General features: G+C 65.3%; 20 protein-coding genes. 4 read left to right on the top strand and 16 right to left on the bottom strand.

The window, feature by feature from the left end; all coding sequences use genetic code 11:
• Positions 1–71 precede the first annotated feature (71 nt).
• The gene (locus BRSPCE3_RS07640) at positions 72–1,079 is read left to right on the top strand and encodes a tripartite tricarboxylate transporter substrate binding protein (RefSeq protein ID WP_244065199.1); all 1,008 of its coding nucleotides are present in this window, start codon (positions 72–74) and stop codon (positions 1,077–1,079) included.
• 251 nt (positions 1,080–1,330) lie between these two features.
• Here the strand turns inward: BRSPCE3_RS07640 and BRSPCE3_RS07635 are convergent, their stop codons facing one another.
• The 9 genes from BRSPCE3_RS07635 to glyA all read right to left on the bottom strand — a co-directional run bounded on the left by BRSPCE3_RS07635 (position 1,331) and on the right by glyA (position 9,844).
• Positions 1,331–1,486, bottom strand: a complete 156-nt coding sequence (locus BRSPCE3_RS07635; RefSeq protein WP_244065198.1) for a hypothetical protein — start codon at positions 1,484–1,486, stop codon at positions 1,331–1,333.
• 106 nt (positions 1,487–1,592) lie between these two features.
• On the bottom strand, positions 1,593–3,713 hold the full coding sequence (locus BRSPCE3_RS07630) for a sodium-translocating pyrophosphatase (protein WP_244065197.1): 2,121 nt from the start codon (positions 3,711–3,713) through the stop codon (positions 1,593–1,595).
• 224 nt (positions 3,714–3,937) lie between these two features.
• A complete protein-coding gene (gene thiL, locus BRSPCE3_RS07625) occupies positions 3,938–4,939 on the bottom strand; it encodes a thiamine-phosphate kinase (protein ID WP_244065196.1) in 1,002 nt (333 codons plus the stop codon).
• 138 nt (positions 4,940–5,077) lie between these two features.
• Complete coding sequence (gene nusB / locus BRSPCE3_RS07620) at positions 5,078–5,572, bottom strand: transcription antitermination factor NusB (protein WP_244065195.1); 495 nt, start codon at positions 5,570–5,572, stop codon at positions 5,078–5,080.
• 2 nt (positions 5,573–5,574) lie between these two features.
• Positions 5,575–6,066, bottom strand: a complete 492-nt coding sequence (gene ribH / locus BRSPCE3_RS07615) for a 6,7-dimethyl-8-ribityllumazine synthase (RefSeq protein ID WP_244065194.1) — start codon at positions 6,064–6,066, stop codon at positions 5,575–5,577.
• A gap of 205 nt (positions 6,067–6,271) precedes the next feature.
• Positions 6,272–6,880: a riboflavin synthase gene (locus BRSPCE3_RS07610; protein WP_244065193.1), complete on the bottom strand. Its 609-nt coding sequence runs from the start codon at positions 6,878–6,880 to the stop codon at positions 6,272–6,274.
• Positions 6,880–8,037: a bifunctional diaminohydroxyphosphoribosylaminopyrimidine deaminase/5-amino-6-(5-phosphoribosylamino)uracil reductase RibD gene (gene ribD / locus BRSPCE3_RS07605; protein WP_244065192.1), complete on the bottom strand. Its 1,158-nt coding sequence runs from the start codon at positions 8,035–8,037 to the stop codon at positions 6,880–6,882. The genes BRSPCE3_RS07610 and ribD overlap by 1 nt, the downstream gene beginning before the upstream one ends.
• Positions 8,034–8,516, bottom strand: a complete 483-nt coding sequence (gene nrdR, locus BRSPCE3_RS07600) for a transcriptional regulator NrdR (protein ID WP_244065191.1) — start codon at positions 8,514–8,516, stop codon at positions 8,034–8,036. Before nrdR ends, ribD begins: the two co-directional genes overlap by 4 nt.
• 26 nt (positions 8,517–8,542) lie before the next feature.
• Positions 8,543–9,844, bottom strand: a complete 1,302-nt coding sequence (gene glyA, locus BRSPCE3_RS07595) for a serine hydroxymethyltransferase (RefSeq protein WP_244065190.1) — start codon at positions 9,842–9,844, stop codon at positions 8,543–8,545.
• Positions 9,845–10,449: 605 nt separating this feature from the next.
• On the opposite strand from glyA, the gene BRSPCE3_RS07590 reads away from it, so the two are divergent.
• Positions 10,450–12,729, top strand: a complete 2,280-nt coding sequence (locus BRSPCE3_RS07590) for a TonB-dependent siderophore receptor (protein WP_244065189.1) — start codon at positions 10,450–10,452, stop codon at positions 12,727–12,729.
• A 366-nt stretch (positions 12,730–13,095) separates the two neighbouring features.
• The gene (gene plsY, locus BRSPCE3_RS07585; protein ID WP_244065819.1) at positions 13,096–13,776 is read left to right on the top strand and encodes a glycerol-3-phosphate 1-O-acyltransferase PlsY; all 681 of its coding nucleotides are present in this window, start codon (positions 13,096–13,098) and stop codon (positions 13,774–13,776) included.
• On the opposite strand, the gene BRSPCE3_RS07580 is transcribed toward plsY, so the two are convergent.
• The 7 genes from BRSPCE3_RS07580 to BRSPCE3_RS07550 form a co-directional block, all read right to left on the bottom strand.
• Positions 13,773–15,272 (bottom strand): tripartite tricarboxylate transporter permease, encoded by a 1,500-nt coding sequence (locus tag BRSPCE3_RS07580; RefSeq protein WP_244065188.1) that lies wholly within the window; start codon positions 15,270–15,272, stop codon positions 13,773–13,775. The genes plsY and BRSPCE3_RS07580 overlap by 4 nt on opposite strands.
• The gene (locus BRSPCE3_RS07575; protein WP_244065187.1) at positions 15,272–15,760 is read right to left on the bottom strand and encodes a tripartite tricarboxylate transporter TctB family protein; all 489 of its coding nucleotides are present in this window, start codon (positions 15,758–15,760) and stop codon (positions 15,272–15,274) included. The genes BRSPCE3_RS07580 and BRSPCE3_RS07575 overlap by 1 nt, the downstream gene beginning before the upstream one ends.
• Entirely contained in the window at positions 15,760–16,728 is a 969-nt protein-coding gene (locus BRSPCE3_RS07570) for a tripartite tricarboxylate transporter substrate binding protein (protein ID WP_244065186.1), read from the bottom strand. Before BRSPCE3_RS07570 ends, BRSPCE3_RS07575 begins: the two co-directional genes overlap by 1 nt.
• A gap of 1,100 nt (positions 16,729–17,828) precedes the next feature.
• Positions 17,829–18,050 carry a hypothetical protein gene (locus BRSPCE3_RS07565; RefSeq protein WP_244065185.1) on the bottom strand — a complete coding sequence of 74 codons (222 nt, stop codon included), beginning with the start codon at positions 18,048–18,050 and terminating at the stop codon, positions 17,829–17,831.
• Positions 18,051–18,070: 20 nt separating this feature from the next.
• Positions 18,071–18,301, bottom strand: a complete 231-nt coding sequence (locus BRSPCE3_RS07560; RefSeq protein ID WP_244065818.1) for a hypothetical protein — start codon at positions 18,299–18,301, stop codon at positions 18,071–18,073.
• A 314-nt stretch (positions 18,302–18,615) separates the two neighbouring features.
• The gene (gene ldtR / locus BRSPCE3_RS07555) at positions 18,616–19,134 is read right to left on the bottom strand and encodes a transcriptional regulator LdtR (protein WP_018271925.1); all 519 of its coding nucleotides are present in this window, start codon (positions 19,132–19,134) and stop codon (positions 18,616–18,618) included.
• 665 nt (positions 19,135–19,799) lie between these two features.
• Entirely contained in the window at positions 19,800–20,261 is a 462-nt protein-coding gene (locus BRSPCE3_RS07550; RefSeq protein ID WP_244065184.1) for a DUF6163 family protein, read from the bottom strand.
• Positions 20,262–20,483: 222 nt separating this feature from the next.
• On the opposite strand from BRSPCE3_RS07550, the gene hemB reads away from it, so the two are divergent.
• Positions 20,484–21,548 (top strand): porphobilinogen synthase, encoded by a 1,065-nt coding sequence (gene hemB / locus BRSPCE3_RS07545; RefSeq protein ID WP_244065183.1) that lies wholly within the window; start codon positions 20,484–20,486, stop codon positions 21,546–21,548.
• Positions 21,549–21,673 lie beyond the last annotated feature (125 nt).

Below are 21,673 nucleotides of genomic sequence, written 5' to 3'. Positions count from 1 at the left end.
TCGCGCTTGCCCGACCGGCAAGCGGTCCCCTAGGTTTGCTCGCAACAAGAGCCTGAGCAGGGGGTAAGCGCGTGAGAGCCAAGAGATTTTCCCGTCGTACGGTATTGTCGGGCACCGCCGCATTGACGGCCGCGGCGATCCTGCCGCGCGCCAGCCTCGGCGCCGGCGACTGGCGGCCGACCGAGACGGTCCGCATCATCGTGCCGGCGGCAGCCGGCGGTTCGACCGACGTGATGGGGCGTCTGCTGGCGGCGCATTTGCAGCCGCTCTGGGGCCAGTCGGTGGTGGTGGAGAATCGCTCCGGTGCCGGCGGCACCATCGGCACCGCCGAAGTCGCGCGTGCCAAGGGCGACGGCCACACCATCCTGATCGGCAATCCCGGTCCCAACGCGATCGCCTTCAGCATTTTCCGCAACCTGACCTACAAGGCCGACCAGCTGCAGGCGGTGTCCAACATGATCCGGATCCCGAACATCGTCTCGGCGCATCCGTCGACCGGCATCAAGTCGATCCCCGAATTGATCGCCTATCTGAAGAAGAACCCCGACAAGCTGACCTATGGCTCGTCCGGCACCGGACAGAGCCCTCACCTCACCGGCGCCTGGTTCCTGCAACTCACCGGGCTGAAGATGACGCATGTGCCGTTCCGCGGCGCCGGTCCTGCATTGCAGGCCGGGCTCGCCGGCGACATCCAGATCCTGTTCGACAACCTCTATCCGTCGCTGCCGCAGGTGCAGGACGGCAAGCTCAACGGGCTCTGCGTCACCACCACCGAGCGCAGCGAGTCCGCGCCCAATCTGCCTGTGATGCGCGAAGGCGCGCCGGAACTCGCCAAGTTCGACGTCGCGTCCTGGTTCGGCGTGTTCCTGCCGAAGACCGCACCCGCGCCCGTGGTCGACGAGCTGAACCGCCAGATCAAGGCAATGCTGGAGCGCGACGACGTCAGGAAGAACATCAGTGGCATGGGCGCGCGCGGCGACTACGGCACACCGCAGCAGTTCACCGATTTCGTTGATGCCGAGACCAGGAAATTCACGGCCATCATCGAGAAGGAAGGCCTGCAGATGGAGGTCAAGTAGCCGCCGAGCAAGGCTCGCGCGGCGCACTCGGCATCATCCTGAGAGGGTGTGATCCGATTGGAGGAGGCAGCTCGCGAGGGTGCGTAGCTGCCCTCCGCTGTCATCGCCCGGCCTGTGCACAATTGCGCACATAGACCGGGCGATCCAGTACGCCGCGGCTTCTCGGCTCAAGCACGAACGTTTCTGGAATACTGGATCACCCGCATGCGCAGGTGATGACACCGAACAAGCTGTTTGACAGTTGAACTGGGCTACGACGACTTGTTCATCTTCTTGATCTTGGCGTCGGTTGCTTCAATCGACGTCGCCAGTTCCAGGATCGCCTGCGACAGCAGCTCGATGGCCTCCTTCTGATCCTGCGACTTGGCGGCGCGCAGCGCATAGTTCCGGGCGGATGAGAGCGACATCGATTGATCTCCGTGATGTTAGCGTCTGCTTCAAAAATCAAACCCCGCGGCTCGCACCGCGGGGTTTTGCATTTGTTAGTTTCGCGCGGCTCAGTGCGCCAAGAACCTAGTGTGCCAAGATCGCCAGCAGCAGCAGCGCCACGATGTTGGTGATCTTGATCATCGGGTTCACCGCCGGGCCCGCCGTGTCCTTGTAGGGATCGCCGACGGTGTCGCCGGTCACCGCGGACTTGTGGGCATCACTGCCCTTGCCGCCGTAGTGGCCGTCCTCGATGTACTTCTTGGCGTTGTCCCAGGCACCGCCGCCCGAGGTCATCGAGATCGCCACGAAGAGACCGGTGACGATGACGCCGAGCAGCATGGCGCCGACCGCGGAGAACGCCGCCGACTTGCCGTCCGCACCGCCGCCCGCGATGAAGTAGATCAGGAAGTAGACCACGATCGGCGACAGCACCGGAAGCAGCGACGGGATGATCATTTCCTTGATCGCAGCCCGGGTCAAAAGATCGACCGCCTTGCCGTAGTCCGGCTTGTCGGTGCCCTGCATGATGCCGGGCTTCTCGCGGAACTGACGGCGTACCTCCTCGACGATCGCACCGGCGGCACGACCGACCGCGGTCATGCCCATCGCACCGAACAGATACGGCAGCAGGCCGCCGAACAGCAGGCCGACCACGACGTAAGGATTGTTCAGCGAGAAGTCGGGGTTGACGCCCTTGAAGTAGAGGTGGTTGGCGGAGTCTCCGATAAAGAATTTGAGGTCCTGATTATAGGCCGCAAACAGCACCAGCGCGCCGAGACCGGCGGAGCCGATCGCGTAGCCCTTGGTCACCGCCTTGGTGGTGTTGCCCACCGCGTCGAGCGCGTCGGTCGACTTGCGCACCTCCTTCGGCAGCCCCGCCATCTCGGCGATGCCGCCGGCGTTGTCGGTGACCGGTCCGAAGGCGTCGAGCGCGACGATCATGCCGGCCAGCGCCAGCATGGTGGCGGTCGCGATCGCGATGCCGAACAGGCCGGCCAGGCTGTAGGTGACCAGGATGCCGGCGATGATGACGATCGCGGGCAGCGCGGTCGCCTCCATCGAGACCGCGAGGCCCTGGATCACGTTGGTGCCGTGACCGGTGACGGAGGCCGCCGCAATCGACTTCACCGGACGGTAGTCGGTGCCGGTATAGTATTCGGTGATCCAGATGATCAGGCCGGTGACGGCAAGACCGACCACGCCGCACCAGAACAGCGACATGCCGGTGTAGTCGACGCCGTCGAGCTTGCCGAACCCGATCAACCAGTTGATCACGGCCGCGACGCCGACCAGCGACAGGATGCCGGTGGCGATCAGGCCCTTGTACAGGGCACCCATGATCGACTGGCTGGCACCGAGCTTGACGAAGAAGGTGCCGATGATCGAGGTGATGATGCAGATGCCGCCGATCGCGAGCGGCAGCGTCATCATGTTCACCAGGATCGGGGTCTTGGCGAAGAAGATCGCCGCGAGCACCATGGTGGCGACCGCGGTCACCGCATAGGTCTCGAACAGGTCGGCCGCCATGCCGGCGCAGTCGCCGACATTGTCGCCGACGTTGTCGGCGATGGTGGCCGGGTTGCGCGGATCGTCCTCGGGGATGCCGGCCTCGACCTTGCCGACGAGGTCGCCGCCGACGTCCGCACCCTTGGTGAAGATGCCGCCGCCGAGACGGGCGAAGATCGAGATCAGCGAGGCGCCGAAGCCGAGCGCCACCATGGCGTCGACCACGGTGCGGCTGCCCGCTTCCAGACCCATGAACTTGACCAGGATCATGAAGTAGATGGTGACGCCGAGCAGCGCGAGACCGGCCACCAGCATGCCGGTGATCGCGCCCGCCTTGAAGGCGAGCTCGAGGCCGCCGGCGAGCGAGGTGGTCGCCGCCTGCGCGGTGCGGACGTTGGCGCGCACCGAGACGTTCATGCCGATGAAGCCGGCGGCACCCGACAGGATGGCGCCGATCGCAAATCCGAGGGCCACCAGCAGACCCAGGAAGTAGGCCAGCACCACGAAGATCACGATACCGACCAGGCCGATCGTCGTGTACTGGCGCCGCAGATAGGCTTGTGCGCCCTCGCGCACTGCGCCCGCGATTTCCTGCATGCGGGGACTGCCCGCATCCGCGTTCAAGACCGACTGCGTCGCCCAGATCGCGTAGACGATGGAAAGCGCCCCGCAGAGCACTATCAACCACAAAGCTGTCATTGAATGTTGCCTCAGATCCTTGATGTAACCCCCGCGCCTTCTTTGTGCCGCTAGGGGGCGGCAGGCGCTTATTTTGCGAGGACAATCCTCCCCAAAAACGGATTGCCTCAAATCGGGCGCGACCTTGCCAAAATCGTTACCGCTGTGCAACGCCACCTGTGGCCGAAACAGCCGATATCGGCAGCTATTTAGAAGGAAAATCGGGGCCGTCAGGCGCGGCAATTCTAGAAATGGCTGTAGGACAGCCGCTTCAGCGCCAGTTCCCGGCCCTGCCCGTCGAGAAAGCTGGGCGGCGACGAGCCCGCGATCAGGCCGCCGATCGCAGTCACCGCGACCTTGGCCTGCCGTGCCTCCCGCAGGAAGGCGTCGACATGATCGCTCGGGACCGCGCACAGCAGCTCGTAATCGTCTCCGCCGGCCACCAGGGTCTCGATACCGATCGCCTTGCGCGCGACCAGCGCCGCGGCCGCAGCCGACAACGGGATGCTGGGCACGTTGATCACGGCCGCCACACCGCTGGCTGCGCACAGCTTGGCCAGATCGCCGGCGAGACCGTCGGACACGTCCATCGCGGCGCTGGCATGGGCGCGAACCGTCTTGGCGAGTGCGTTGCGCGGCTGCGGAACACGGTAGCGAGCGGCAAGGAAATCCCGCCCGGCGGCATCGTCCGTCAGCGCCGCCGCGACCGGACCGCCCCGGAGCACGTCGAGGCCGAGCGCGGCATCGCCGATCGTGCCGGTGACGAACACGCGGTCGCCCGCCTTTGCCCCCGCCCGATGCACCATCTTGCCCCGCGGCAGCCGGCCGAACGCGGTGATCGAGATCATCAGCGGCCCCGGCGTCGAGACCGTGTCGCCCCCGAGCAGCGGGCAGTTGTAATCGGCGGCGTCCTCACCGAGCGCCCGGGCGAACGGCTGCAGCCAGGCCTCCTCGGCGCGGCGCAGCGCCAGCGTCAGCACGAAGCCCGCCGGCACCGCCCCCTTGGCCGCGATGTCGGACAGGTTCACCCGCAGCGCCTTGCGCGCCAGCGTGTCGGGCGGATCATCGGGAAGGAAGTGCACGCCCTCGACGATGGCGTCCGTGGTGACCACGATGTCCTCGCCATCAGCCCTCAGCGCGGCCGCGTCGTCGTCGAGCCCGAACGCGCCGGGATCGGTCGCGAGCGGCTTGAAATAGCGCGCGATCAGGGAGTCCTCGCCGGAGGGATTGCCGTGACGCTCTGTCATGTCGCGCGCCTTCCCCTCAGCTGTCATCGCCCGGCTTGACCGGGCGATCCAGTACGCCGCAGTAGCTGTTGTTGCCAATAACCGCCGCGGCGTACTGGATCACCCGCATGCGCGGGTGATGACGGCGGAATATGTGGTTCAATTCCGCACAAACTCGTCGCCGCGGAACTGGCGCGCGATCTGGTCGAGCACGGCGTTGACCATGCCGGTCTCGTCCTTCTCGACAAAGGCATGCGCGACGTCGACATATTCGGAAACCACCACGCGGCCCGGCACGTCCCTGCGATGCTCGAGCTCGTAGGAACCGGCCCGCAGCACCGCGCGCAGGATCGCATCGATCCGCTTCAGCGGCCAGCCCTTCGACAGCGCCTCGTCGATCAAGGGATCGAGCTTGGCCTGGTCGCGCACCACGCCGGAGACGACGTCGCGGAAAAACGCGGCTTCCGCCGGCAGGTACTTCTCGCCCTCGACCTCATTGCCGAGCCAATGGCTCTCGAACTCGGCGAAGATGTCGTTGATGCCGGCGCCGCCAATGTCCATCTGGTACAGCGCCTGCACGGCGGCGAGCCGGGCGGCGCCGCGCCGGTTGGCTTTCCGTTCGGGGGCTTTGCCGGGCTTGTTGCTGTCAGCCATGGTCAGGCCTTTGCCAGACGGCGTTTGATCCGCAGCATCGCAATCGCCGCGCGCGCCGCGTCGCCGCCCTTGTTGAGCTCGCTGGCGCGTGCCCGCGCCCAGGCCTGCGCCTCGGTGTTGACGGTGAGGATGCCGTTGCCGAGCGGGAATTTCCGGCTCACGGCCAGATCCATCAACCCGCGCGAGGATTCCTGCGAGACGATCTCGAAATGGATGGTGTCGCCGCGCACGACGCAGCCAAGCGCGATCGCCGCATCATAGGGCTTGCCGTTCGCTTCAGCGGCATCGATCGCAATCGCGATCGCGGCCGGAATCTCCAGCGCACCCGGCACCGTGATCACGTCGTGGCTTGCGCCGGCCGCCTTGATCTCGGCGAGCGCGCCTTCCAGCAGCGCATCCTGGATGTCGTCATAAAACCGGGCCTCGACGATCAGCACGCGTGCGCCTGTGATGTCGGTCTGGTCCTTCAGGGGTGCGCGCCGCGCGTCAGCCATTGCAATAACCAATCGGAACTTGAGGAGGATTTGTGCAGCGTTTTAGGCGCAGCAGGCGCTAAAGCCAAGGGCAATACTGGCCCGGATGTCACCGCGATCAGCCCGATTTTTCAGGCCGGCTTCGCCCGCAATGCATAGGCCATCCGGTTGGAAATCGCCCGAGGCGAACAGGACGCCAATCCCGGCCGCGATGCCCAAGCCCCGGCTATTTCATCTCCGACAGCCGCGCCGCGTAGCGGGCCATCAGATCGACCTCGATATTGACCTCGCTGCCGACCTTCCAGCCGCTCAGGGTCGTGACGGACAGCGTGTGCGGGATGATCAGCACCGAAAAAGTCACATCATCGACCGTATTCACCGTCAGCGACACGCCGTCCAGCGTAATGGATCCCTTCGCCGCGATGAAACGCGCCAGCTCGCGGCTGGTTTTGAGCTCGAACCGCGCCATGTCTGGCAGATCGTCGCGCTTGACGATCGTGGCGATGCCGTCGGCATGCCCGGCCACGATGTGACCGCCGAGTTCGTCACCGATCTTGAGCGCGCGCTCGAGGTTGAGCCGGCCGCCCTGTGCCCAATGCTTGGCGGTGGTCATGCCGAGCGTCTCGGCCGCGGCATCGACATCGAACCAGGTCTTGCCGTCAGCGGTGCCCGAGGCGACCACGGTGAGACAGACGCCGTTGCAGGCGATCGAGGCACCGTCGGCGATCGTGGTCTGGTCGTAGTCGCAGGCAATCCGCATCCGATGCAGCTGCCCCTGCGCCACGGGCTTCAGGATTACGATCTCGCCGATATCGGTGACAATTCCGGTAAACATTACGCACGCTCGTAGATATTGAGACTGTCTTTGCCGAGGGGTTCGCTAGCACGACGGCGGAAGGCGGGCGACTGCGTGATTGCGTCGAGCGGCATTGCGTCCAGCGCGGGAACGCCGTCGGCGCCGATCGCATCAGGGCCGCGCAACAGCCAGATTTCATCGACAAGGCCGGCTGCCACGAAAGAATTCGCCACGCGCGAGCCGCCTTCGACCATGAGCCGCGTGATCCCCCTCTCCGCCAGCGCATGCAACACGGCCGGCAGATCGAGCCCCGCCGCACTGGCGGCAACGCGGATCACCTGTGCGCCGGCGGCCCCAAGCTTCACCGCGGCAGGCGCCTCCGCCACGTCTGATGTCATCACCCAGAGCGGCGTCTCGCGCGCCGAGTGCACCAGGCGGCTGTCGCCCGAGATCCGCAGCGCGCGGTCGAGCACGACCCGCACCGGCGAACGATCAGCCATGCCCGGCAGCCGGCAGGTTAGCAGCGGATCGTCGGCCTTGACCGTGCCGATGCCGACTAGGATCGCGTCGCTCCGCGCACGCAGCAGATGCACGCGGGTCCGCGCGGCCTCGCCTGATATCGCAACCGTTTTGCCGCCGCTCGCTGCGATCTTGTCGTCGGCCGACACCGCGAGCTTGAGGATCACATGCGGGCGTTTGTCCCGGATACGGCGGAAGTGTCCGGCATGGTCGTGCGCCGCCTCCGCCTGGCACAGCCCGACATCGACCGCGATGCCGGCGGCGCGCAGCTTGGCATGCCCCTTCCCGCCGACTTCCGGATTAGGGTCTTCGATCGCCGAGACCACGCGCGCGAGCCCGGCGGCGACGACGGCGTCGGCACAGGGCGGCGAGCGGCCGAAATGCGAGCAGGGTTCGAGCGTGACATAGAGCGTGGCGCCGCGCGCGGCCTCGCCGGCCCGCCGCAGTGCCTCGACCTCGGCATGCGGGCGGCCACCGGGCTGGGTCCAGCCGCGGCCGACGATGACGCCGTCCTTGACGATGACGGCGCCGACCGCCGGATTGGGCCAGGTACGGCCGAGGCCGCGGCGGCCGAGCGTCAGTGCAAGCTGCATGAAGCGCAGATCGGCGGCCTTGGCAGTTTCCCTGGCCTGTTTGGCTTGCTGCCCGAGTTGCTCTTCCAGAATGCGGAAGATCATTTGCGTAGCGTCGCGATCCGCGGGTCCTCTTCGCCGGTCAGTTCGTCGAGCACGGCTTCAAAGTCCTTGGCCTCGCGGAAATTGCGATAGACCGAGGCGAAGCGCACATAGGCGACGTCGTCGAGCTGGCGCAGATGCTCCATCACGATCTCGCCGATCGCCTCCGAGGAGATTTCCGCCTCGCCGCCGCTTTCCAGCTCGCGCACGATGGTGGACACCATCTTCTCCACCCGCTCCGACTCCACCGGGCGCTTGCGCAACGAGATTTGCAGCGAGCGCACCAGCTTGTCGCGGTCGAACGGCACGCGGCGGCCGTTGCGCTTGATCACCGTCAGCTCGCGCAGCTGCACCCGCTCGAAGGTCGTGAAGCGGAAGTTGCAGGCCATGCAGACGCGCCGCCTGCGGATCACCGCGGAGTCCTCGGTCGGACGCGAGTCCTTGACCTGCGTATCGAGAGAATTGCAGCTCGGACAACGCATCCAACGGGCCTCTTGCGAACGAACGATTACTGATAGATCGGGAAGCGATCGGTCAGCGCTTTGACGCGCTCCTTGATCGCGGCCTCGACCAGCGGCGCCTTGCCGTCCGGCGACTGCGCCAGCGCGTTCAGGACTTCCGCGATCATGCCGCCGACCTGCTTGAACTCGGCGACGCCGAAGCCGCGCGTGGTCGCAGCCGGCGTCCCGAGCCGCAGGCCCGAGGTGACGAACGGCTTCTCGGGATCGAACGGGATGCCGTTCTTGTTGCAGGTGATGGCGGCGCGCACCAGCGCCTTCTCGGAGACGTTGCCCTTCAGGCCCTTCGGCCTGAGGTCGACCAGCATCAGATGGTTGTCGGTGCCGCCGGACACGATGTCGAGGCCGTGGCTGCGGAGCGTCTCCGCCAGCGCCTTGGCGTTCTCGACCACGTTCCTGGCGTAGACCTTGAAGTCCGGCCGCAGCGCTTCGGCGAACGCCACCGCCTTGGCGGCGATGACATGCATCAGCGGGCCGCCCTGCAGACCGGGGAAGATCGCCGAGTTCAGCTTCTTCGCCAGCGTCTCGTCATTGGTGAGGATCAGCCCGCCGCGCGGACCGCGCAGCGACTTGTGCGTGGTCGTGGTCGTGACGTGGGCGTGCGGCACCGGCGAGGCATGCACGCCACCGGCGACGAGCCCTGCGAAATGCGCCATGTCGACCAAGAGATACGCGCCGACCGAGTCGGCGATCTCGCGGAAGCGCTTGAAGTCCCAGGCGCGCGAATAGGCCGAGCCGCCGGCGATGATCAGCTTCGGCTTGACCTGCTCGGCCTGCCTCGCGACTTCGTCCATGTCGATGATCTGGTCCTCGCGGCGCACGGTGTAGTGCGCGGCCTTGAACCACTTGCCGGACATGTTGACCGGCGAGCCATGGGTGAGATGGCCGCCGGCGGCGAGGTCGAGGCCCATGAAGGTGTCGCCGGGCTGCAGCAGCGCGAGGAACACCGCCTGGTTCATCTGGCTGCCGGAGTTCGGCTGCACGTTGGCGAAGCCGGCGCCGAACAGCTTCTTGGCGCGCTCGATCGCCAGGTTCTCGGCGACATCGACCCATTCGCAACCGCCGTAGTAGCGCGCGCCCGGATAACCTTCCGCATATTTGTTGGTCATCACCGAGCCCTGCGCCTCCAGCACGGCGCGGCTGACGATGTTCTCGGAGGCGATCAGCTCGATCTCGTGGCGCTGCCGGCCGAGCTCACCCTTGATCGCGGCGGCGATCTCGGGATCGGCCTCGGCGAGACCAGCCGTGAAGAAGGAATCGGGCGCGGAAGCGGTCTTGGAGGATGAGGTCATCGGCGAAATATCTCCACCGCCGCAAGCCTTTACGCAGGATGCGGACGGTCACGAGTGGCGGTCGAAGCTGGTTTCAGAGCGTTATCACATCACCCCAAAATGGCCAAGCGGTTGCGGTCCCCGGCGGCCAATTATGCCAGATATGGTGGGGATGGCGGGGATTGCCAGGCGGCGGGCCGGCCCGCCCGGGGGCCGGTTCTGGCCACCCGGCGCGGTCTGGCGGCGACGGTCAGCGCAGGGAACGAGACCTCCCCCTGCGCAACCGATCGGACACGCGGAACTGAAGGTCGAGGCGCCAGCAATCTTCGCGTGCAATGATCCTCGAATACCCAATCATGCGACTTGCCGGTCTGTCGATCATCACGCGCAACCATGATGCATCGACTCACGAGACGATTTTTGAATCGTTCAATTCTTGAATCGTTCAACACTGGATCGATTCAAAACTCTCACGTGATGCGTGCAACTGCGCGGCGCACTCCGTTGTCGCTCGGTCACACACGCAAGCTTTGCGTCCAGCTTCGATAGCTTCTAACTGCGCGCGGGCTATCAACGAACATCATCGTGATAACGACGCCGAACAAACTTCTCTTTGGGGGCGTTGAATGTCGGACGGATGGATTCGGCCGCAGCGGCTTGCTGCTTCGGCCTTGGTGGTGCTTTCGGTTGCGGGTGCGGACGAAGTGTTCGCGCAGGCGCAACTGCCGTCCGTGACAGTCGATGCGCCGCAGCCGCGGCAAGCCGCGCGATCGCAGCAGCCATCGCAACGAACCACGCGGGCACGCAGCGCCGCGCGCCGCGCAACGGCGGCCCCGGTCAGCGCGCAGCCGCAGGCGGCACAGCAGGCCGCGGGCGCAGGCGGCGGACACGAGCGCGCCAACGGCCCGGTCACCGGCTATCTGGCGCGCGTGAGCGCCAGCGGCACCAAGACCAGCACGCCGATCATCCAGACGCCGCAATCGGTGACGGTGATCGGCGCCGAGCAGATCCGCGACCAGAAGATCGTCAGCAAGTTCGACGAGGTGCTGCGCTACTCGCCGGGCGTGATCGGCGGCACCTACGGCTCCGATTTCCGCAACGACTGGTTCCTGATCCGCGGCTTCCCCGCGCAGAACGAGTCACTGTTCCTCGACGGGCTGCAGCTGTTCTACACCTCCTATGCGAGCTGGAAGCTGCAGCCGTTCAATCTCGAACGCGTCGAGGTGCTGCGCGGTCCGTCCGGCATCCTGTATGGTGGCTCGGCGCCCGGCGGTCTCGTCAACGCGGTGAGCAAGCTGCCGTCGGCCGAGCCCATTCGCTATATCGAAGCCGGCGTCAACAATTTCGGCAACGCCTACACAGCGTTCGACATCGGCGGCGCGGTCCCGCAGTCCGGCAATGGACAGGTGCTGTACCGGATGGTCGGCCAGGTGCAAGGCGGCGGCACGCAGACCGATTACACCTACGACAACAATTTCTTCTTCGCGCCGTCAGTGACCTTCCGGCCGGACGTCGATACCAAGCTCACCGTCTACGCCACGGCGGCGCACAACAACACCAGGGCGGAGAACTTCCTGCCCTATGTCGGCACCGTCACCAACGCGCCGTTCGGGCGCATTCCCACCAGCCTGTTCATCGGCGACCCCAGCGCCGACCAGTTCCGCCGCGAGCAGGAGACGCTCGGATACCAGTTCGAGAAGAACATCACCGACAGTCTCGACTTCCGCCAGAACGCGCGCTTCGGACATGTCGACGTCTACTATACCGGCCTCTACGGGCTGGGCTGGGCGACGACGCCGGCGGCCGGCGACATCACGCGCGGCAATTTCTACGCCCGCGGCGTCGCCAATCAGTTCAACCTCGACAATCAGCTCGAATATCGCTTCGCCACCGGCGCGTTGCAGCACACCGCGCTGTTCGGCGTCGACCTCAAGCACTACGGCGTCGACGACCGCCAGGGCTTTGGCATGGGCACGAATATCAACGTGTTCAATCCGGTCTATGGCACCAACGCGCCCTACAGCGGCGCGCTGTATCAGGACGCCTATCTCACCCAGGGAATGGCCGGGCTTTATCTGCAGGATCAGGTCAAGCTCGACCGGCTGACCGTGGTGCTGTCCGGCCGCCAGGATTGGGTCGACCTGGCCAACCAGAACCGGATCGGTGCCGATCAAAGCCGCGACGACAGCAAGTTCTCCGGCCGCGTCGGCGCGATCTACAATTTCGACAACGGCGTTGCGCCCTACGTTTCTTACATGACCGGCTACAACCCGATCATCGGCGTCAATGCGGCAGGGCAATTGCTGTTGCCCGAGACCTCCGAGCAGAGCGAGGTCGGCGTCAAATACGAGCCGGTCGGGCTCAACGCACGCTTCAGCGTCGCGTATTTCGATCTGAAGCGCGCCAATGCGCTGACCACCGATCCGAACAACCCGCTGCGCCAGACCCAGAACGGCGAGGTCACCTCGCGCGGCGTCGAGCTCGAGGCGGTGGCGAACATCACGCCCGACTTCAAGCTGGTGGCGAGCTACACCAACTACGATCTGTTCGTCAGCAAGGACCTCAATCCGGCGCTGATCGGCACCGTCCCGACCAACACGCCGCGGGAAATGGCATCGGTCTGGACCGATTACACGTTCCGTGACGGCCCGCTCGCCGGCTTCGGCCTCGGTGGCGGCGTGCGCTATATCGGCTCATCGTTTGCGGACCAGGCGAACACCGCGCCCGTCCCCTCCTTCGTGCTGGGCGATCTCGCCCTGCATTACGAATGGGACAACCACTGGCGCGCGGCGCTCAATGTCGTGAATGTCACCGACAGGATCTACGTCGCGAGCTGCGCCACGATCAGTTCCTGCTACTACGGCGATCGCCGTCGCATCACGGCGAGCCTCGCCTACAAATGGTGAGCTGAAGCTTCAGCGCACCAAAATACCGTTGAGAGAGGCGGCGGTCGGTCGCCCCTCTTTTTTGGCCGTCGTCAGGGTGGTGTCAGCATGGCGCGCTAGCTTCTCGACGCGGCGATATTTGCCGTGCCCAGACTGGCCCGCTCCGAAATGCGAGCCCCGGAGCGGGCCTTTTACATGCCGCGGATTCTCCACGGCAGCCCAGGCCAGTCTTCGCTAATGTGGAGGCCGGCGCACTCGCCGGCCAGCGGGCTATCCGCTTCCCTTCGATACCGCAGCCTCGCATCAGTCCGACGGGTTCCCGGCGTGAACAGCCGCGATGGACTTAAGACGACGATTGCCCGACATTGCGGCAGCGAGGGCAAGCCGGTGATTTTCTGGATAGCTGGTCTGGTTGGATTGATGGCCGCGTATCTGCTCGGCGCGACGCCGGTGGGTTATTTGGCAGGGAAACTGCTGAGGGGCATCGACATCCGCCAGCATGGTTCCAGGTCCACCGGGGCGACGAACGTGCTGCGAACCCTCGGCAAATGGCCTGCCTTGGCCGTCCTCCTGCTCGACGTGCTGAAAGGCGTGGCGGCGATCGTGTTTGCCCGCTGGTTTTATTCCTGGCTCTATTCACGGCCGTCGGTCACACCACCGGCCGCGCTCGATCTGCAAGCGCTGCTGCCCTGGGCCGTTTGCCTCGCCGGACTGGCCGTGCTGCTGGGGCATAGCCGTTCGATCTGGCTGAATTTCACAGGCGGCAAATCAGCTGCGACCGGGCTCGGCGTCTTGCTGGCGATGTCCTGGCCGGTCGGCTTGGGCGCCGCCGCTGCCTTCGGCGTCGTGCTGGCGATCTCCCGGATCGTTTCGCTTGCGTCGATGCTGGCGGCGCTCGGCGCGATCGCACTGGTCTGCAGCCTGGAGCAACCGTTGCCCTATCGGCTGCTGGTCATCGCAGGCAGCCTCTACGTCATCATGCGCCATCGCGCCAACATTCAGCGCCTGCGGTCCGGGACCGAGCCACGCCTGGGTCAAGCATCGCAAAGCCAGTGTTCCGCGAATTAGTCCTCGTTGGCCTTGAACCGCCCCAATCCCCTGAGCACAAAGGGCGCCAGCAGCGCGATCAGCGCGACACCGAGCAGCGTCGCCGACATCGGGCTTTGCAGCAGCACCATGGGATCGCCGAGGCTGATCGCCAGCGCCCGGCGCAGCTGGCTTTCCGCGATCGGCCCGAGGATCAACCCGATCACGACCGGCGCGATCGGGAAATCGAACCGCCGCATCAAAAAGCCCATCACGCCGAACGCCGCCAGCATCGACAGTTCGACCACCGACGGCTTGGCCGCGATCGTGCCCATGGTGGCGAACACCAGGATGCCGGCATAGAGCCATGGCTGCGGGATCGCGAGCAGCCGCACCCACAATCCGACCAAAGGCAGGTTCAGCACCAGCAGCATGCCGTTGGCGATGAACAGGCTCGCGATCAGACCCCACACCAGATCGGGCCGCTCCGCGAACAGCAGCGGCCCCGGGTTGAGACCGTATTGCTGGAAGCCCGCCAGCATCATCGCCGCGGTCGCCGAGGTCGGCAGCCCGAGCGTCAGCAGCGGCACCAGCGTGCCGGCGGCAGAGGCATTGTTGGCGGCTTCCGGTCCGGCAACGCCCTCGATCGCGCCCTTGCCGAATTCTTCCGGATGCTTGGTCAGCCGCCGCTCGGTTGAGTACGACAGGAAGGTCGGGATCTCGGCGCCGCCGGCCGGCAGTGCGCCGATCGGAAAGCCGAACAGCGTGCCGCGCAGCCACGGCTTCCAGGAGCGCTGCCAGTCCTCGCGCGTCATCCACAGCGAGCCGCGCACCGGCTCGAGCTTCTCCTCGGCATGATGACGGCGCGAGGCGACATAGAGCGCCTCGCCCACCGCGAACAGGCCGACCGCGAGCGTCGTCACCTCGACGCCGTCGAGCAGTTCGGGGATGCCGAACGCCAGCCGCGCCTGCCCGGTCAACTTGTCGATGCCGACCAGCCCGAGCGTCAGGCCGATGAACAGGCTGGTGAGGCCGCGGACCGGCGAGTCGCCGAAGGTCGCCGACACCGTGACGAAGGCGACGCACATCAGCGCGAAGTAATCCTCCGGCCCGAACCGCACCGCGAAATCGACCAGCCATGGCGCGAGGAATGCGAGGCCGATGGTGGCGATGGTGCCGGCCACGAACGAGCCGATCGCCGAGGTCGCCAGCGCCGGACCGCCGCGGCCGGCCTTGGCCATCTTGTTGCCCTCGAGCGCGGTCGCCATCGACGCGCTTTCGCCCGGCGTGTTGATCAGGATCGCGGTGGTCGAGCCGCCATACATGCCGCCGTAATAGATGCCGGCAAACATGATCAGCGAGCCGCCCGGATCGAGCTTGTAGGTCACCGGCAGCAGCAGCGCCACCGTCAGCGCCGGGCCGATCCCCGGCAGCACGCCGACCGCGGTGCCGAGGAACACGCCGATCAGGGCGTAGAGCAAATTCATCGGCTGCATGGCGACCGCCATGCCATGCGCCAGCGCGGCGAAAGTGTCCATTACAGCAGTCGCTCCAGCGGGCCGGCGGGAAGGCTCAGTGTCAACAGCTTGTCGAACGCGAGATAAATGAGCGTCGTGATCACGAGCGCGATGGCGGTGTCCGCGAGCACGGCGCGGCGGCCGAAGGCGGCCGAGGTGGTGACGAACAGCGCCGAGGTCGCAAGGATGAAGCCGCCGCCAAAGCCGATGATGGCGATCAGCAGCGCGAGGCCGCCGATGATCAGCCACACCGGTTTCGGGTCCATGCTCTCGCGCGGCGGCAGCTTGCCGCGCAGCGCATCGATCAGATTGCCGACGGCGAGAATGACGAGGCCGATCGCGATGACGACGGGCATCGCCTCCGGCCCCATACCGTACATCGTGGTGGATGGCAGCTTGCTGGCGTCCCACACCAGCACCGCGGCGAGCACGGCCAGCGCCGCCGCGATCACCACCCCGGCGCGATCGACGCGCCGCGCCGGCGTATGCACCGGGTTTTCCGAAGGCATCACGACTTCACGAGGCCGACGGACTTCAGCACGTCGGTGACCCGCACGATTTCCTTCTTGAGAAAATCCGCGAAGGCGTCGCCACCGAGATAGGCGTCGTCCCAACCCTTCTGCTTGAGGATCTCCTTCCAGGCGTCGGACTTCACCATCTTCTCGACAGCATCGCCGAGCGCCTTGCGCTGCTCCGGCGTGATGCCGGGCGGTGCGACCACCGAACGCCAGTTGGCCAGCACCAGGTCGATCCCCTGCTCCTTGAAGGTCGGGATGTCGACGCCCGGCAAGCGCTGCGCCGCGGTGACACCGAGCGCGCGCAGCTTGCCGGCCTTGATCTGGCCTTCGTACTCGCTGAGGCCGGAAATACCGGCCGTGACCTTGCCGCCGAGAATGGCGGCGAGCGACTCGCCGCCGCCCGAGAACGGAATGTAGTTGATCTTCCTGGCATCGGCGCCGACCGTGCCCGCGAACAGCGCCGCCATCACATGGTCGACGCCGCCGGCCGAGCCGCCGGCAAACGTCACCTTGGCGATGTCGGCCTTGACCGCGGCAGCAAGATCCTGCGCCGTCTTGAGCGGCGAACTGGCCGGCACCACGATGACCTGGATCTCCTCGGTCAGGCGCGCGATCGGCGTCACCTGGTCGAGCGTCACCGGCGACTTGTTCATGGCGAGCGCGCCGACCATGACGAAGCCGTTGACCATCATCTGGTTGCCGTCGCCCTTGGCGCCGTTGACGAACTGCGCGATACCGACGCTGCCGCCGGCGCCGGGCACATTGGTGACCTGGACGCTGCGCGCGACACCGGCAGCGACCAGCGCCTGCTGCATCGACCGCGCGGTCTGATCCCAGCCGCCGCCGGGCGCCGCCGGTGCCATCAGCTTGAGCTCGAGTTGCTGCGCGGGTGCTGGACCGCTCGCCCCAAGCAATAGCGCAGCGACGGCGCCGAACAGGCGCATGCGGGACGAGATCATGGGGCTTCCTCCTGGATTTTCAGACGCACCCCGGCGATCGCTGGCTGCATCCGGTCATGTGGTCGCATCGCCAATCGGAAAGCGATTCATCGGGCTTGAAGGAATCGCTTGCCGTGCTCGCGTCTGCGTGTCCTTAGCGACCATTCGCCACAGCCTTCGGCAAGCCGCACGGCGCGATTACGCCGTGCTGCAAATCGCCGCACCTCGCCGCTGCTTTTTCACTTGCCTTGATTTGAGTGGCGGCGACGCGCGCCCGTCACGTGCGCTTTCCCAACAAAATCTCGCCCGCGACGACCGTCGCTAGTCCCTCAATCGATCAGAACGTGGGTCAGCACCACCAGGAACGCAGCACTGACAATCGCAATGGCGAGGCAAACGCGCGCTGGAAATGAATATGAATCGAGATGAGGCTGTTCGAGCAATGTCGCACTCCCTTCATCTCTGGGCGGGAGCGCGATTGGTCTCTCTACCGCGACTGAATCTCCCCTCGCCAACCAGCGACCCCGGCGCCGGAGGTTTGGCGGCACCGGGGATCGCTACTCCCGGCGGGCTTGGGGGCTAAGACCGGGAGCTGAGAATCGACGCTCCGGGTTCCGGTTTGTTCCTAGATGAGCGGCCCAGGCAGAACGGCTCGACGCAACGGGACAGCAGTCGAGCGAGCTCCCTCGCCTACCGCCCAAACGCGGCGAAGCGAGAAGCAAAGCTCGGACACATCATGTCGAAAGAGCGCGGAGCTGCATCCCGACTACGACTGTCATCGCCCGGCCTGTGCGCAATTGCGCACATCGACCGGGCGATCCAGTACGCCGCGGCCTCTCGATTCAAGCACAACCGTCTCTGGAATACTGGATCACCCGCACGCGCGGGTGATGGCACCGCGTGGTGTGGCAACTTGGTTTGCGCCACATACTCACCGTCGTCCCGGCGAAGGCCGGGACGCATAGCCACCGATGCTGCTGATCGCGCGACACTGAACGACGCGTCCCGTTCCCAACGTCCGCCGCAGGGACGACGGGTGGAAGGAGCGGTGTGCTCTCACCCTCCACGGCGTCACCGAACAAGCTGTTTGACGGTTGAATCAGGCTGCGAAGCCAGGCCGGCTACAGCCCGGTATACCCGGCCTTCACATGGTCGGTGCTGCCGTCGAGCTGGCGCAGATAGGTCAGCCCGCACACGGTCAGCCGATGCGTGTCGCGCTCGCCCGCGTCGAACAGCGTTTGCACGTACTCTGTCACCTTCACCCGCGCTTCGTCGCTTGCAGCGGACGTGCGGTTGAGCAGCAGATCGTACGTCTGCATGATGCGATCGATAGCGGCTTCCATTGAAGTCTCCGGGTTGACGCTCAGGCGACCACCAGCGTCTCGGCCTCGAACTTCACGATCGCCTTGTTGGCGAGGCGGAGTCGGTTCAGCTCACCGCGCTGGAACAGCTTCACGATGATGCCGAGCAGGCGCTCATTGGTGGCGAAAGTGTCAGGAATGGTGCCGGATTTGCGCAGATAGTTCGAGGCGATCGCGTAGGCGTCTCCGACGACCTCGACATTCAGCACCTCAATCCCGCGCTCGACCAGCATGTCCTGCCTCTCCATCAGAGCGTTTTCAAGCGAAGTGGACACCGCTTCGCGTGAAGAAAACGCGTCCAAACAAAGGACCCGAGCAAGACGAGATCCGAACCGGATCTCGTCTTGCCGGGGAGACGGGATAAAGCGCGGGGAATGCCTTGGTTCCTGGTCGGGACCTATTTATTTTCGCAGGTGCAGCATGAACGGGTGCAGCACGAAAAACGCATCGGCCGGGCATGACCGATGCGTTAACTGCAAGGCTGAACTGGAGGGGGCTGCCGGTCTTTTGCGCGGCCGGCTTGGCCATCAGGCGAAAACAGGAAAGCTTAGAGGCGATACAGGATCTGGTCGGTCCAGAACCGCTCGAGGCGATGCAGCGACTTGTTGAGGCTCGCGAACTCCTCGTTCGAGATGCCGCCAACCTGCTCCACCGTCTTGACGTGCTTCTGATAGAGCGCGTCGACGATCTTGCGGACTTCCTGGCCCTGCGGGGTCAGGCGGATGCGGACCGAGCGGCGATCGACGCGCGAGCGCTGGTGATCGAGGAAGCCGAGCTCGACGAGCTTCTTCAGATTGTAGGAGACGTTGGAGCCGAGATAGTAGCCGCGGGTGCGCAGCTCGCCGGCGGTCAGCTCCTTGTCACCGATGTTGTACAGGAGCAGCGCCTGCACCGAGTTGATGTCGGCGCGGCCGCGACGATCGAATTCGTCCTTGATGACGTCGAGGAGCCGGCGATGCAGCCGCTCCACCAAAGTCAGGGCTTCGAGATAGAGCGGCTGCACCGGAGCTTGACCGGTAGCGCGATCGGCGGCATCCGCCGCCGTTGTCGCAACGGCTTTCATCATGACACTTCCCCTGTTTGTCGTTTTTATCGACTTTATTCGACGAAACTTGTGTCCCGCCTGATAGGTCCAACGTAAGGGGGCCGTTTGAATATCCGCTTAAATAAGAGAATAAAGAGATCATGAATTTAAGACAGTGAATCGTGGATTAAGCCCATGGATCAAGGACTTTTCGCAACTTTTCATTGACGGTGGCGGCCCCTTGTTCACGCTTCGTCTGCCTGCCCTGTCACATTCGGAAACAGCATCGTCTGAATTCGAAACGGCAGCGTAACGTGTGTGAGGGAACCCTTTACGGTGACCGATCAGTTACCGGAAAATTCTTTGAAAATTTTATCGGGGTGCATCGGCGAGACGTGCACGCGACGCGCGCAAGCGGCTCTCAACGTGTGCCGCCGCCAGACCGGTTCCGCCGTCGGCCCGCGCAAAGCCGGCCGGCACACGCGCCGAGATCCGGTGAAATGGGCCCCGACGGCAGGTCCCGCGGAGACGCTCCGGGAAAAGAGGCGCCTCGAAAGGGATGCGATCTGTCGGCACCCACCTAGCAGAACCAATGGCGCTGTCTTCTCGCTGGGCGCACGGCTGCCGAATTTGCCCCGCCGCCGTCAGCTATTCGTCATGCTGTCGCAGCCAGGCCACAGTGTATCGGGCCAGCGCTGCACGCGGGCCTATGGCGGGCGTTCGCGCGCCGACATCCAGGCCAGCGCCAGATAGGCCGCGAGCATCACGGCCTCGAGGGCGACCACGGTGAGGCTGCCGCCATAGATGCTTGGAAACATCAACTCGATGACCGCCATCGATACCACGGTGGTCAGCCAGACCACGGCGCCCCACGGCGTCGCGAGCCAGAGCCCGACGGCAGCGACGAGCTCGATCACGGCGAAATAGATCGTGGCGGTCTGCCAGGCCATCGACTGGTTCTCGAAGGCCTCCTCCTCGCCGCCGACAAAGCCCGTCACCTGGGCCCAGTGATAGAGGCCCTTGGCGACCGAGACGACCGCCATGATGCGCAGGAAGATGACGAGGCGCCGCGTCCACGCATTGTCGTCCGGCTCGATCCGATCGGACGAGATCGCGCTGACCGAGATGGCGTTGTCGCGCGCCTGATCGCGTGCAGAGGTGTCAGACATCCGAATCGCCGCATGGCGGCTGCAAGATGGGGTTCATGGCGCAGTCTTGGCCCGCCGGGCAGGCAAAATCAATTGCCGTTGCGGCAAATCAAGGGCGCCAAAGGTGCATCAGGGGTGCAATCGCGGCGCAATGACGGCGCCCCTGCGAGGTGCTAGAACCGGTGTTATATCAGGTCCAGACTTGATCAGGTCCAGACCAGCCGTCCGTCGAGGAGAGAAGACATGGCGATCAAATTCGGGCGCCCGATCGAGTTGCGCGATGCGCCGCGGCGCCAGACCGAGGCCCTCGCCTCCCCTTCGCTCGACCTCGCGATCCGGATGCGCCGCAACCGCAAGACCGAATGGGCCCGCCGCCTGGTGCGCGAGAACGTGCTGACCACCAACGACCTGATCTGGCCGATGTTCGTGGTCGATGGCCACAACACCCGCACGCCGGTGGCCTCGATGCCCGGCGTCGACCGGCTCACCGTCGATCAGATCGTGCGCGACGCCGAGCGCGCGGCAAAACTCAATATTCCCTGCATCGCGCTGTTCCCCTTCACCGAGCCGTCGCTGCGCGACGAGCAAGGTTCGGAGGCGCTCAATCCCGACAATCTGGTCTGCCAGGCGGTACGCGGGATCAAGAAGGAGTTTCCCGACATCGGCGTGCTCTGCGACGTCGCGCTCGATCCCTTCACCAGCCATGGCCATGACGGGCTGATCGAGGACGGCAAGATCCTTAACGACGAGACGGTCGCGGTGCTGGTGAAGCAGGCGCTGACCCAGGCCGAAGCCGGCTGCGACGTGATCGCGCCGTCCGACATGATGGACGGCCGGATCGGGGCGATCCGCGAGGCGCTCGACGACAACGGCTTCGGCGACGTGCAGATCATGTCCTATGCCGCGAAATACGCCTCCGCCTTCTACGGCCCGTTCCGCGATGCGATCGGCTCGGCCAAGACGCTGACCGGCGACAAGCGCACCTATCAGATGGACAGCGCCAACTCCGACGAGGCGCTGCGCGAGGTCGAGCTCGACATCGCCGAGGGCGCCGACATGGTGATGGTGAAGCCCGGCATGCCCTATCTCGACATCGTCCGCCGCGTGAAGGACCATTTCGCGATGCCGACCTTCGTGTACCAGGTGTCCGGCGAATACGCGATGATCGCGGGCGCCGCCGCCAATGGCTGGATCGACGGCGAGCGCGCGATGATGGAGAGCCTGGTCGGCTTCAAGCGCGCCGGCGCCGACGGCATCCTCACCTACTTCGCGCCGCAGGCCGCCGAGAAGATCAAGGCGGAGCGCTGACAATTCCTCCGCCGTCATTGCGAACGGCATGGAGCTAGAACCGCTCAATTCAGCCCACGAATCGCCGGAATATTTCGGCTAGTTAATGTTCGCGTGGACTTGGCAGGCGGACCTCCTGTTCCCAT

The sequence above is a fragment of the Bradyrhizobium sp. Ce-3 genome, assembly GCF_022835695.1.
Taxonomy (GTDB): Bacteria; Pseudomonadota; Alphaproteobacteria; order Rhizobiales; family Xanthobacteraceae; genus Bradyrhizobium.
The sequence above is the reverse complement of the archived record's forward strand: the minus strand, read 5'-3'. Positions and strand labels throughout refer to the sequence as shown.